The sequence below is a fragment of the Marinobacter sp. V032 genome (assembly GCF_052645435.1).
In genome coordinates, this window is sequence record NZ_JBQXYE010000001.1 from 1,581,933 (window position 1) to 1,594,723 (window position 12,791).

At 55.9% G+C, this 12,791-nt stretch carries 14 protein-coding genes; 9 read left to right on the top strand and 5 right to left on the bottom strand.

Going from position 1 to position 12,791, the window contains the following annotated elements; all coding sequences use genetic code 11:
• The first annotated feature begins 54 nt into the window (after window positions 1–54).
• The 6 genes from ACUN9X_RS07245 (at window position 55) to ACUN9X_RS07270 (ending at window position 5,653) form a co-directional block, all read left to right on the top strand.
• Window positions 55–1,119 (top strand): hypothetical protein, encoded by a 1,065-nt coding sequence (locus ACUN9X_RS07245; protein ID WP_445472644.1) that lies wholly within the window; start codon window positions 55–57, stop codon window positions 1,117–1,119.
• Window positions 1,120–1,346: 227 nt separating this feature from the next.
• The gene (locus ACUN9X_RS07250; RefSeq protein ID WP_260036603.1) at window positions 1,347–2,396 is read left to right on the top strand and encodes an extracellular solute-binding protein; all 1,050 of its coding nucleotides are present in this window, start codon (window positions 1,347–1,349) and stop codon (window positions 2,394–2,396) included.
• 5 nt (window positions 2,397–2,401) lie between these two features.
• Window positions 2,402–3,493: an ABC transporter ATP-binding protein gene (locus ACUN9X_RS07255; RefSeq protein WP_445472645.1), complete on the top strand. Its 1,092-nt coding sequence runs from the start codon at window positions 2,402–2,404 to the stop codon at window positions 3,491–3,493.
• A complete protein-coding gene (locus ACUN9X_RS07260; RefSeq protein ID WP_260036254.1) occupies window positions 3,490–4,350 on the top strand; it encodes an ABC transporter permease in 861 nt (286 codons plus the stop codon). The genes ACUN9X_RS07255 and ACUN9X_RS07260 overlap by 4 nt, the downstream gene beginning before the upstream one ends.
• The gene (locus ACUN9X_RS07265) at window positions 4,350–5,207 is read left to right on the top strand and encodes an ABC transporter permease (RefSeq protein ID WP_260036253.1); all 858 of its coding nucleotides are present in this window, start codon (window positions 4,350–4,352) and stop codon (window positions 5,205–5,207) included. Before ACUN9X_RS07260 ends, ACUN9X_RS07265 begins: the two co-directional genes overlap by 1 nt.
• A 113-nt stretch (window positions 5,208–5,320) precedes the next feature.
• Window positions 5,321–5,653 (top strand): YkgJ family cysteine cluster protein, encoded by a 333-nt coding sequence (locus tag ACUN9X_RS07270; protein ID WP_260036251.1) that lies wholly within the window; start codon window positions 5,321–5,323, stop codon window positions 5,651–5,653.
• Between the two features lie 28 nt (window positions 5,654–5,681).
• Here the strand turns inward: ACUN9X_RS07270 and ACUN9X_RS07275 are convergent, their stop codons facing one another.
• Complete coding sequence (locus tag ACUN9X_RS07275) at window positions 5,682–7,358, bottom strand: aminotransferase class V-fold PLP-dependent enzyme (protein WP_445472646.1); 1,677 nt, start codon at window positions 7,356–7,358, stop codon at window positions 5,682–5,684.
• A 183-nt stretch (window positions 7,359–7,541) separates the two neighbouring features.
• On the opposite strand from ACUN9X_RS07275, the gene ACUN9X_RS07280 reads away from it, so the two are divergent.
• On the top strand, window positions 7,542–8,015 hold the full coding sequence (locus ACUN9X_RS07280; RefSeq protein WP_260036248.1) for an Lrp/AsnC family transcriptional regulator: 474 nt from the start codon (window positions 7,542–7,544) through the stop codon (window positions 8,013–8,015).
• 15 nt (window positions 8,016–8,030) lie between these two features.
• Here the strand turns inward: ACUN9X_RS07280 and ACUN9X_RS07285 are convergent, their stop codons facing one another.
• A complete protein-coding gene (locus ACUN9X_RS07285) occupies window positions 8,031–8,531 on the bottom strand; it encodes a DUF2244 domain-containing protein (RefSeq protein ID WP_260036246.1) in 501 nt (166 codons plus the stop codon).
• Between the two features lie 244 nt (window positions 8,532–8,775).
• Here ACUN9X_RS07285 and ACUN9X_RS07290 point away from each other — a divergent pair, with 244 nt between their 5' ends.
• The gene (locus tag ACUN9X_RS07290; RefSeq protein WP_260036245.1) at window positions 8,776–9,669 is read left to right on the top strand and encodes a chemotaxis protein; all 894 of its coding nucleotides are present in this window, start codon (window positions 8,776–8,778) and stop codon (window positions 9,667–9,669) included.
• A 4-nt stretch (window positions 9,670–9,673) separates the two neighbouring features.
• On the opposite strand, the gene ACUN9X_RS07295 is transcribed toward ACUN9X_RS07290, so the two are convergent.
• Window positions 9,674–10,303 carry a LysE family translocator gene (locus ACUN9X_RS07295; RefSeq protein WP_445472647.1) on the bottom strand — a complete coding sequence of 210 codons (630 nt, stop codon included), beginning with the start codon at window positions 10,301–10,303 and terminating at the stop codon, window positions 9,674–9,676.
• Between the two features lie 160 nt (window positions 10,304–10,463).
• Between ACUN9X_RS07295 and ACUN9X_RS07300 the strand changes: the two genes are divergently transcribed.
• Window positions 10,464–10,961 carry a hypothetical protein gene (locus tag ACUN9X_RS07300; protein ID WP_445472648.1) on the top strand — a complete coding sequence of 166 codons (498 nt, stop codon included), beginning with the start codon at window positions 10,464–10,466 and terminating at the stop codon, window positions 10,959–10,961.
• Window positions 10,962–11,067: 106 nt separating this feature from the next.
• On the opposite strand, the gene ACUN9X_RS07305 is transcribed toward ACUN9X_RS07300, so the two are convergent.
• Both ACUN9X_RS07305 and ACUN9X_RS07310 read right to left on the bottom strand, forming a co-directional pair.
• Window positions 11,068–11,877: a Crp/Fnr family transcriptional regulator gene (locus tag ACUN9X_RS07305; RefSeq protein ID WP_260036240.1), complete on the bottom strand. Its 810-nt coding sequence runs from the start codon at window positions 11,875–11,877 to the stop codon at window positions 11,068–11,070.
• Between the two features lie 365 nt (window positions 11,878–12,242).
• Window positions 12,243–12,614, bottom strand: a complete 372-nt coding sequence (locus tag ACUN9X_RS07310; protein ID WP_260036239.1) for a DUF7673 family protein — start codon at window positions 12,612–12,614, stop codon at window positions 12,243–12,245.
• Between the last annotated feature and the right edge of the window lie 177 nt (window positions 12,615–12,791).

Here is a 12,791-nt window from a genome sequence, read left to right on the forward strand (position 1 = left end):
CCGGATTCCCGGAGGACCAATAACAACAAGACTGCAACACAGACGGAGAACAACATGAGAAAGCCAACACTAGCGGTTGCCCTGGCGGCAGCCTTTTGCTCAACTGCCGCGATGGCGCAGGTGGCCGGGCACAATGTGGTCCTGATCCACGGATTCCAGCAAGAAGACCTGGCAAACCCGCCGGCAGACCTGAACGAAGTCAAAGCCAATGGCGAAGACTATTGGCGTACCTTCTGGTTATCCCGGTCGGAGGCCCGTATCGATTGGGGTAGCGATGGTCGGGTTGAAGGTGCAATTGCCCAGCAGGCCTATAACCAAATCAAATCCATTGCCCAGCAAGGGCTATGTGATGACTACTGCATCGTCGTGTCGCATTCAACCGGTGATCTGGTAACCCGCTACATGCTCGACAATCAGGCCCGGTGGTTGGCCGCCGATGGCCTGCCTCCCCTGAAGATACTGGCGTCTCTGGACTTCTCCGGCGCCGGTGGTGGTACGGATCTGGCCGATCTGGCGGTCAGCGTTGCATACAACGACAGCTGGTACCTGGCGCCGGTCAAGGCGGCCGTTCGGCTGTTTACCGGTATTGATCCCGAGCCGGGCAAGCTGGGTGTTGTCAACGATCTGCAAACCAACGTGGCCCGCAATCTGGCGGTCAGCCCGAATGATATTCCCCGACTGCGGTTTGTTGCAGGTGGCGCGTCCTACGGTGGGGTGACCAAGCCGTTTATCGACGGAACCGATGATGGCGTTGTTCCGACGCACTCATCCTGTGGTTCTGCATCGTCCAATGCCATCGATTCCTGTGTCTCGAATCTCAGCCTTGCCGGCAAGGTGTCCAGTCAGGATGCGCCCGACAGCCTCTACTGGAATCACTATCCGGTGCTGATGAACGAGGACGTGACTCACAGTGGTGTATTGGGTAGCGAAGTCGGCAATATCTCGGTGCCGGTGGTCAACAACACCACGCTAAATGGCTTGCAGGTGGATTTCGCCAGTCGTAGTTATAACAAGCGGGCCTGGTGGCAGCTCTGGGGTTCTGGCGACCGGTACATCGAAGTGCCGAATTCGGCCAACACCGATATGTCATCTCTGGTGTACACCACATTGAACAATTGATGCTTTGCAAAGCCCGGCAGCCCTCAGCGCTGTCGGGCGCCCCGCCTGATTGACTGATCCCTCTATGTATTTGCCCTCCCGAGGTTTTGCACCCGCGACTTCACAAAACTGAAACATATGGTCTATAACTTTCTGATACCTGTGTCGCTTTTATTGGTTAGCGTACTCAACCCCAGAAACAAGGAAAAGGTATGGTCAGCAAGCAAGGGACGTCCCGTTTTCGCCTTATGAAAGTTGCCGCCGGTGTTGCCGCTGCGTTGTTGTCGGTTTCGGCCACAGCCGAAGAGTTGCGGTTGATCACCTGGGGTGGCTACGCGCCTGATGATGTGGTCGCCCAGTTCGAGGAAGAAACGGGTATCGATGTCAAAGTCACGCTATCCAATAACGAAGACATGATCTCCAAGTTGCGGGCAACCGGCGGCGCCGGTTTTGATCTGGCGCAACCCAGCCAGGATCGTATTGTCGGTGTACAGCGCCAGTTCAATATCTATCGCCCGATTGATTACAGCAAAGTGGATGCTGCCCGTGTGCAGCCTTCAATGATGAAAGCCACCAAAGAGGCCACTGCGCTGGATGGGAAATCCTACGGTGTGCCTGCGGTTTGGGGCACCAGTGGGCTGATCGTGAACGGAGAGGTTGAGGACACCGTCAAGGACTACACGGACTTGTGTGACCCTGCGGTTGCCGGCAGGGTCAGCTACCGGCTTAAGCGCCCGACCCTGATCGGGTTTGCGTTTGCGATGGGTGAAGATCCTTTTGCTGCCTATAACGATGAGCAGAAATACCAGTCGATTCTTGCCAAGGTTGAAAAGAAACTGATCGACTGCAAAGGCAACGTCAAAACCTACTGGACCGGCGGTGATCAACTGCTGGCGCTGCTCCGCTCCGGCGAAATAAAGGCGGCGATGGCATGGGATGCCGGCGGCTGGAAGCTGAATGCCGAGAATCCGGCCATCAGTTTTGTGGCCCCCACATCCGGCGCATTGGGCTGGATCGATACCTTCGCGCTGCCGCGCCGGGGTGAGAACGAAGATGCCGCCTACAAGTGGATTAACTTTGTGATGCAGCCGGAAATCGCCGCGAAAATCACCAACCAGTCCGGTAACTTCACTGCAGCCAAAGGCGCCGATGAATTTGTTACAGCCGAGCTGCGTGATGCCTATCGCCAAAGCTTCAACGAAGACGCACTCAACAACATCAAATGGTACCCACCGGTTCCGCCGGGACTGGAAGCCATGGAAGGGCAGGTGCTTGATCGCGTGCAGGCGGCGAACTGATCCGGATGGGAATGGATTCAGACCTCTTCTGCACTGACCTGATCCGCCGTTTTGGCAGCCATGCTGCGGTGGATCGGGTGTCACTCGACGTCCCTGCGGGGACGTTCTTCTCAATTCTGGGACCTTCGGGTTGCGGTAAAACCACCTTGCTTCGGTTGCTGGCGGGGTTTGATCGCCCGGATGAAGGCGATATCCATATCCGCGGTCAGCGGATGAACGAGGTGCCGCCAAACCGTCGACCGGTCAACATGGTGTTTCAGCATCTGGCGTTGTTTCCGACAATGTCAGTGGGTGACAACATCGGCTACGGCTTGCGCCGAAAGAAAGTCCCGGCTGCCGAGCGCAGCAAGCGGGTTGCGCGTGTGCTCGAACAGGTGGGTTTGCCCGGCCTGGAAAGTCGCAATCCGCAGCAGCTCAGTGGCGGACAGCGCCAACGGGTAGCATTGGCCCGCTGTCTGGTGTTGGAGCCGACACTGCTGTTGCTGGACGAGCCGCTGGGAGCGCTCGATCTCAAACTGCGTGAGCAGATGAAAATCGAGCTCAAGCATTTGCAAAAGGCATTTGGCACCACCTTCGTCTACATCACGCACGATCAGTCTGAAGCCATGGTGATGTCTGATCAGGTGGCGGTTATGCGCAATGGCCAGTTCGATCAGGTAGCGCCGCCGGAAACCCTCTACCGTGCACCTGAGACGCCCTTTGTCGCCGATTTTGTGGGCGACAATAACCGTCTCTCGGGCGAAGTTGTCGGGTTGCAGGAGGGGATTGCCGAACTGCTGCTGGCAAGCGGGGAGCGCGTCTCCGGCAAACTGGCGTTTCCCGGATTGAAAGTGGGCCAGCGGGCGAACCTGTTTATTCGCCCCGAATCCCTGATGCTTACACCCGCTGCGGCCACCGGCTACGCCAGTCTAAGGGCTTCCGTAACGACCACTCTGTTTGACGGTGCCAACAGCCGGGTCGAGGCCGAGGCTTCCGGGCAGACTCTGTTTGCCCGATTGCCGCAGGACGGATCCGTCGGGCGCGTCGCGCCGGAATCCGCCATCGATCTGAGTTGGAATCCGCAGTTGGCCACGGTGTTTGCGGAGGCGGGTACATGAATGCCAGTGCCAGCCGCTTGTCGCTGTGCCTGCTGATTACGCCTTTTGCGCTATGGATTCTGTTGCTGGTATTGCTTCCGCACCTGCAGATGCTGCGAGTGTCGTTCCAGGTGCGTGAAAGCTGGGACACCATCAGTTGGGGTGTGCAGCAGTACCAGAACTTTTTCAGCGAATCCTACTATTGGCGAACCTTCCTCAGAACCGGATTGATGTCGCTTTTCACGACTTTTCTGACCCTGATCATTGCCTTTCCGATTGCCTGGTACATCGCCAAACTGGCCCGGGGCCGAGCCAAAGGCTTGCTGTTTTTTGCCTGCCTGATTCCCTTCTGGGCCAGCGAGCTTGTGCGCACTTACGGTTGGATGATCCTGCTGCGCGAAAGCGGGTTGTTCAGCACCTGGTTGCAGTATCTCGGCTTCGCTGATGGACCGGTTGAAATGCTCTACAACGATGTCGCGGTGATTATCGGGCTGGTCTACAACGGGTTGCTGTTTATGCTGGTGCCGCTGGTAACCACGCTGGAAGGCATGGACGACAATCTGGTCGAGGCGGGCTACGATCTTGGCGGCAATCACTTCACGGTGCTGCGCGAAGTGGTGGTGCCATGGGCGATGCCGGGCGTCGTCTCGGGCAGTATTGTGGTGTTTATGCTGACGCTCGGGAGCTACCTGACGCCCATTCTGATGGGAGGTAAAGACAGTGCCTGGTTTACCGGTCAGATTTTCACCCAGTTCATTACACGCTTCAATTGGGAGCAGGGCGCCGCTTTGGGTGTGTTGTTGCTGGTGCTGTCGTCGGTAATGGTCTGGCTGGGGCTGCGGCTGACCGGTCAGTCGTTGCGTAAGGTGATGGGCTGATGATTCGATCTGTACCTCGTTCCTCGTCATTTGACGGGCTCTACCTGACCTATCTGCTGGTGTTCTTTGTCTACCTCTCGCTGCCACTGCTGGTGACGGCTGCATTTGCTTTCAATGATGCGTCATTTCCCTCACTGCCCTGGAAAGGGTTTACGCTGGACTGGTACTTCGCTGAAGGCAGCGGAAGGACAGGCCTGTTCCATGATGACGGTCTGTTGTCCGCGCTGTGGGTGAGCGTGATCGTTGCTTTCTGGGTAACGCTTATCAGTGTTGCGCTGGGGTGCCTGAATGCGATTCTGTTCGAACGGCTGGAATTTCGCGGGAAGGAGTTGCTGTATGTGATCATGCTGCTGCCGCTGGTGATTCCCGGGGTGATTCTCGGTGTTTCGATTCTGGTGTTCTACAGCGGCATGGCCAACGATGCGTCGAGTCTCTGGGGGATCGAGCTGGATGTATTCCGTCCGGGACTGCCTCTGGTGGTTGGCGGGCAGGTGGCGTTTATCACGACCCTTTGCACGCTGGTGATCGCGGCTCGCCTGCGCAAGTTTGATCGACAACTGGAAGAAGCCGCTCTCAACCTTGGGGCAACGCCGGTTGTGGCCTGGTTTACCGTGACATTGCCCTGGCTGTTGCCGTCGATATTCGGCGCCGCCGCGATGGCATTTCTGATGTCCTTCGAGAACTTCAACACCACGGTGATGCTCACCGGTAGCGATACGCCGCTGACCGTCGCCCTGTTCAATCGTTTGCGTGAAGGGTCGACGCCCGTGCTGAACGCTGTTGCCGTGTTGCTGATGGTCGGCTCTGCCGTGCTGGCGGTGCTGGTGATGGGGCGATCGTCAGAATCAGCCAGGTAACGCCTGAAATCCGGGCGGTCACATGCGATTCGAACTGTCCCGATTATTCCGCCCTGTGGTAACGTGCCTTCCAATACGCCCGGTTTATTCCGACTCTCCGGCCCGCTGCGGCAATGCCGTATCACGAGGTGTCTGCCATCGTTTCCACTATTGCAGTTGTTGATGCGACCATTGATATCGATCCTGCGGTCAGTTGCTCGAACTGCCTGGCGTGCTGCTGTCGACTGGAAGTGATGCTGATCAGTGACACAGGCGTGCCGGACCGTTTTATCGAGGAGGACGACTACGGCGGGCAGACCATGGCGCGCCTGGATGACGGCTGGTGCGCGGCGCTCGACCGCAACACGATGATGTGTACGATCTACGAAAAACGGCCCTGGGTGTGTCGTTCGCTGGAAATGGGCTCTTACGAGTGTCGGGTTGAGCGGGCGGAGCACATGGGGTAAGTGCCCCGCCGGTAGGGTTTTGCCAGATTCAAAAGGCGCGTGCTGCTTCCTGCGGTAACGCAAACCATCGCAGTGCCTCGGCTTCTTCGGGCAATTCAAGCGAATAAACGGTTGCCTGGTCTCGGGTATCCGTCAGGGTTTTCTCAGCCATTGCCAGGTAGTCAGGCAGCGTTTTGTCGGCCGTCGCTGGAGCGCCCGGGGAACGCTTAACCATTTCCTCAAAATCGATATCTTGCCACTGCGTGATTAACGGGGTTTCGCTTCCCTGATAGCGCCAGACATTGGCCTGCGTATCAAACGCGTAATAGGGCAGCAGTCGCCAGCCGTGTTCAGCCACCAGTTCGACTGCGCGTATCAGGTACTCGAATGTCGACTCATCAATGAAGTAATTGAAATTGAGCCGCACCCAGCCGGGGCGCAGAATCATATGGCCGGCGATCACCTGTCTGTCCAAAGCACGGCTGTACGTCATATCCATATTGAGCAATGCGTGCCCGTAGGGGCCAGCGCACGAGCAGCCGCCTCGTGCCTGAATACCGAAAAGGTCGTTGAGCAACGCGACGACAAAGCCATAGTGCAGGTCTTTGCCCTGATGCTTGATTCGAAGCGAAGCGATCGAAAGCTGTGGGGCGTCATCAGGACCCAGTATCTCGATATTGTCGAAAGCGGACCAGCGCTCACGGGCCCTGCGCATAAAATCCGTTTCCAGTGCCTCGATCGTGTCGGTGCCTACTTGCTGCTGTAATCGGAACACCAGCCCGGCCCGAATCGATTCGATAATGGCGGGGGTGCCGCCTTCTTCGCGGCGTTCAATGTCATCAGTATAGCGATGATCATCCGGGGTCACGTAGGCAACCGTTCCGCCACCCGGTACTGCCGGCACCCGGTTTTTGAAAAGGTGGCGTTTGGCGATCAGCACGCCGGGCGTGCCGGGCCCGCCCACAAACTTGTGAGGGGAGAGAAAGACAGCATCTTTGTGGCTGTCGCCTTCGGCGGTCACGCTTCCTGTCATATCGATTCCGACATAAGGACCGGCGGCCGCGTAATCCCAGAACGCCAAGGCGCCGTGTTGGTGAAGCAGGCGGGTGACCGCGTCCACGTGAGTCTTGATGCCGGTGACATTGGATGCGGCGGAGAAGCTGCCGATTTTCAGGGTGCGATCGCTGTAGCGGAGCAGCGCTTTCTCAAGTGCGCTGCCATCAAGCTGCCCGTTGCGGCATAGCGGGATCCGTACCACATCGGCAATGCTTTCCCGCCAGGGCAACTCGTTGGAATGGTGTTCGTAGGGGCCGATGAACACCACCGGCCGCTCAGGCTCCGGGATAACGTCTTCCAGTTTGTATCGGGTATTCAGGTCTGCCGGCAGACGCAGATTCAGCACGTCGATCAGCTTGTCTATCGCTGCCGTGGCACCTGATCCGCAGAAGATTACCTTGTCATCATCAGTGCCGTTAACAGCGGAGCGCACCTGCTGCCGAGCCTGCTCCCGCAATGCGGTGGATTGAGCACCGGTAAAGGACGTTTCAGTATGCGTGTTGGCGTACCAGGGCATGACCTGATTCCGAATATAGTCCTCAATCAGCGTCAACGAACGGCCCGACGCGGTGTAGTCGGCATACACCAGTGGTTTGTCACCGAACGGCGTTGGGATTAATGCGCGTTCGCCGATAATTGAGTTTCGGATGATGTCTGTGAGTAAGGTCATGATGGCCGCCGCTGTTATCTGGGAATAAACCCAGTTTAAAGCAGCGTGCGGCGCACATTGTGCCTGAATGAGCGGAGACTCCTGCGAAAATCGAAAAAACATGCCATTATACTTTTCATAATCGAAATTTTGTTTCTCTTATTGGCATGAGAAGCAAAAGCGAAACCGGGAGTATCAAGAGCTATGGCGTTCGATAAATCGGATCGGCAGATACTGGAGTTGCTTCAGCGGAATGCTGCATTGTCAGTGGGCGAGTTGGCCGAACAGGTGGGTATGTCGAAATCGGCCTGCTGGCGCCGCATTCAGAAACTGGAGCAGGCAGAGGTGATTCGCCAGCGCGTCACCCTGCTGAACCCGGACAAGGTAAACCTGCCGCTCACGGTGTATATCTCGATCCGCACCAATCAGCACAATGATCAGTGGGCCGCCAATTTTCGTGCGGTGCTGGGGGATATTCCGGAGGTGCTGGAAGTCTATCGCATGAGCGGTGATCTGGATTACCTGATCAAGGCGGTGGTCACAGATATGCCGGATTATGACCGGCTTTATAAAAAGCTGATCCGGGCCGATCTTTCCGATGTCAGTTCCAGTTTTGTGATGGAAACCATGAAGCAAACCACGGAACTGCCGTTGTCGCATTTACTGCCGTCAGGATAGTGTGGGTCGGGCGCGTCAAAACACGCTGGTGACTGGCTGATGTTGTATGCGAAGACCTTCCCGTTCGAGAATCCTTGTCAGGGCTTTGATGTCGTCCAGGTTGAGAAAAGGGGCGAGGGGGATTTCGAGGTCACGGCAGACAAGAAACAGACGTCGCGGTGTCCAGACATGCCGCGGTTCGGTCATTTTCAGACGAGTGTAATGTCGGGGAAGATCCCACGACGCTTCTATATGGTTAACCCCCTTCTCCAACCTGAGGTTGTTATCGCTGAACGTCAGCACTTCCTGACGCTGACATTGCCTGGCGGTGTAATAAAACCCCGCGCCTACCGCAAGCACTTCAAGACCGGCAAACGGCAGGACAACCCAGGCACCTGCCGTCAGCATGCCGATGCTGATTAACAGGGACACAGCGCACAGCACCAACCAGATCCGGACATTGCCTCGCCAGCTCAGCGACCGGTTAGGTGCGAGCAGGAGGCGTATGCCGGACTCATTGGGAAGTTGCTGCACCATAGACATTTTCCTCGCGCTGTATGCCAATCATCACCGGAACAGGACATGATGATGACGGCGATACAAACGGCAATTGATATCGTGACGATGGCGTATTAAGTTCAAGTGTAACCCTTACCCCATTATTTGCGTCAGGACGACACGGGATCAACAGGCCGGTTGGTAATGATGGGTGTTATCTTGTGACCCGCTATTGCCGGTATGTCTCCGGCAATAGCGACAGCTTTATTCAGGACTCACGACATTGAAATCCAATCGAAGTAATCACTATCAGAAATTACTGTTGTTCGGTCTGGGAGGGCAGAAGTCGTTTGCTATCGGCACTCTCAAGATCCGTGAAATCATGTCGTTCACGTCGCTGACTCAACTGCCGCACAGTCATCCGTCTGTTATCGGCACGCTTATGTTTCGCGGTTCCGCGGTGCCAGTGATTGATATGGCCGCTGCCGTCGGCTATCGCCCGTTAACGGCGGAAGAATGCAAGACCAGCTCAATCATCATTACCGATATCCAGCGTAAGGAAATCGGCTTCGTCGTGCGCAGTGTCGACAAGATTGTCGAAGCAGACTGGCAGCAGGTTCAGCCGCCACCGTCAGCGTTGGGCAGTCGGGCGTTTGTTACTGGCTTGCTGGATCTCGAAGGGCAGCTGGTGCAATTGCTTGATGTGGAATTGTTGCTTTCGCTGGTGTACCCCCAAAGCGGAGACCTGGCGTCAGTGGTGCTGACAGACGTGCAGCGGGAAGCCTTGAGGGCAATGAATATTCTGTTGGTGGATGACTCCAAAGTCGCCCGAAAGCAGCTGTCAGACGTACTCGACAGCAAGGATATTCCGTATCAGGTAACGTCGAACGGCCAGCGAGCGCTGGACACCATGCTGGAGGCGGACAGGGATCAGCAGCCGATCCACATTCTGGTCAGCGATATCGAAATGCCCGGGCTGGATGGCTACGAACTGGCGTTTAGCGTGCGCGATAACCCGACGTTGAAAGTTCAGCCGTACATCATTCTCCACACGTCACTGAACAGCGAAATGAGTGTAAGCTACGCCACTCAGGTGGGAGCCGATGAAGCGCTGACCAAGTTTGATGCCGATGAGCTGTTGCAGGCAATGCTGCGAGGCGCCGCTGAAAAGAGCTGAAACCTCAGGCCAGCGCCAACCAGCCGCCCACCATAATCATCAAGGTGCCGGCAATTCTGTTCATCACGCGAACGCCGGCACCACGCCGCAACGCCTGACTCAGCTTTTTTCCACCGTGGGCATAAAGCTGCAGGCAAATAAACTCCAGACACAGAATAATCAGGATCAACACAGTCAACTGAGGCGCCATGGGCAAATCGCTGTCGATAAACGGCGGCAGCAGTGCGACAAAAAAAGCCCAACCCTTGGGATTGGCGATTGCTGTGACAAAACCCTGAATAGCGAGCTGTACTCTGGATGATGTCGGCGCAGGGGCATCGGTTTCGGGCATGGCCAGCTTGCCTCGTGAGCGCCAGAGTTGGATGCCCAGCCAGGCCAGGTAGAGGCCGCCGGCATACTTGAACAAAATGAATGCCGTCGGGTATTTCAGCATGAATGCGGCGACACCGACGGCCGCAGAGGTCGCGACCAGTGCGACACCGACCAGTTCACCCGCCATCATCCACATTGCGCGACGCACACCGATTGTGATGCCCAGCGATAGCGCCAGAGTCATACACATTCCCGGCGTAATGGAAACGACGAAAAATGTCGGGATAAACGCAGACAGAAGATGAAGGTTCAGCGACAGCACAAGCGTCCCGATTGTTACAGTGAATGTGTTTCCATCATAGTGCGCCGCATGGCATTTGAATAGCTCCCTATATAGCGTGTCAGGGCTGGAGGTTGCTACCAACAAGAGGCTATTCTCAGTGTATCCCTCATATAAACGGATTGAGCAACAGGAAAACGATATGACATCTCGTCGAACGACACGCTGGTCAAGGGCTGCTGTGCTGGCTGCGATAGCCCTGGCTACTCCGATGCTGGCAAGCGCGGAAGCGGAGAATACGCCGCCGTCGGTTGAAGAACTGAAGCAGGACACCCGGGCGCTGGCTGAAAAACTGAAAAACTACACCGCCGAGCAGCGGGACGAAGCTGCTCGCTCGATCAGCGATACACTTGAGGTACTCGACGAGCGGATCGCAACCCTCGAGAAACGTGTGGCGGAAGACTGGGACGCGATGAGCGACGCCACCCGCGAACAGACCCGCGAGAGTCTGGATGCCTTACGTGCCCAGCGTGAAAAGGTGGGCGACTGGTATGAACGCCTCAAAGACAGCTCGTCCACCGCATGGGGACGAATGAAGAAAGGGTTCTCCAGCGCCTATGAAGGCTTGTCTGAAGCCTGGGATAACGCGGAAAGAGAAGTCGAAGCTGACGAGAACGAAAAGCGCCGAAACAGTATCTGAGTATCAGGGGCCTTTAACTCACTCTTTTGGTGAGTATGGGCCCCTGACTGGATGGGGCAAACTGGCCGCAGCGTTTGAAGCAATCAACAGGGCAACCTGATCGGACTTACTTCGTGGAGTGGGTCAGTTCCTGATCGGTCTGCGCTGCGTCAAGGGGATGGCCGACGCGTGATTGAACATCGCGTGCGTGCTGAATCATAAGCACGTCATTTTCTTCAAGATAATCAGCCTCAAAACACGCGACTTTGCTCAGGCCTTTGATATCGAGCAATTCGACTTCACCGGCAGCCGAACTGATCAGCCCTTCGTCCCGAAGCTCACGAAACACCCGGTTAACATGCACCACACTAAGGCCCAGCGCATCAGCGAGTAGCGCCTGGGTTAGCGGCAGCCTGAGAGGATTGCGGGAATCGTAGTTGGTTTTTTCAAGGCGCTTGGATACCTCGAGCAGCAAGTGAGCGAGCTTTTGTCGGGCGGAGCGACGACCAAAGTTCACCAGTCGCGCCAGCAGCAGTGCCTGGTCGGCCGAGCTCACCATAAAGAAGATGCTGCACAGCAGAAGCGATTCAGAAAACACTTCCATCAGTCTGGCTTTCGGAAAAGGGCAGAGCGTGGCATCGGATAGCGCCATCAAACCGGTGATTCGCTTCTCAAAGGCAAGCTCACGTAGTCCTACAATGTCACCCGGCACGTAAATATCGAGCACCTGCCGTGAGCCATCTTCCATGTTCCTGAAAGAATAAGCCCAGCCCTGTTTTACCGTATAGAAGTCCTCGCAGGGGGAACCCTGGTGCCACACGGCTGTATTTTTACGGTAGGTTTTCGGGGTTTTCTCAAGGGAATCCAGAAGAGCCTTGTCACTCTCTCCCAATGGAGAGTAGTGCTCAAAATGTCTGATGATACAACTCGGTTCCAAAAGGGGACTCCTGCCTCGATATAATCTGATCAGTTATTTGTGGCCTGGCTGTGTGTCTTCCAATGGGCCAATTCCGATGTCTTGTGTTAGCGCACGCTAAAACGCTTCGCATGTGCGGTTTGCGTTTTCCGGACAGGCCGGTTGTTCAATGCCGGTTGCACGGTTTACCTGCCCAACCGAACCGCATGAGCACAGAGGCTGTATTGTGGTGCTGGCTTGCGCCTCGTATCCGCTTGGCCGGGTTGGGCTGGTTTCAACCTGTGTGTACTCACCCGACATTGAATTCAGTATGGCTTGAGCACCAAGCCAGACGGCGATCAGCCAAAGCACCGATAAAAACTGCCTGAATGGCAACTGCTGCTGATTCACTGGGCAATCTTTAGATGTCGCGGATAGCTTCGCTCTATCAGTTGGCGGAAGCGCGCCGGACCATTCGAAATGACAGTGTGTGGCTCAATACCGAGCACCAGTCGGCCGCGTATGACAATCAGAGCTGCTTTCAGCAGGGGATAATCCAGCGAACCCAGGTCGCAGAATGTAATACCCCAATTTGTCGGATCGTAAGCACCGAGCAAAATGCGTGAAGCCACACTTGCTTTGGCGTCGTCGATCGCAGACTGGGACCAAAGTAATTCGATTGCTTTGTGGTAATCGCCTGCTGAAACGGCGAGCTCTGAACAGATGATTTCGGCTTCTGATACCTGACCGGTTGCCCGGGTAGTGGCGTCCTTTTTCATAACGTTCGTTCCTTGCCAAGGGCATCGCTGAAAAGTGCATTAGCAATAGTGATGGTCAAGTTCCAATGGTCGTTGACGAACCTAAAACAGGATCACTTGGCTGGTTGTTAATCATGACATGGTTCGTTCGCATGGCTTATTAACATAGGTTGTAAATCGTTTTGATTTCGTCATGAA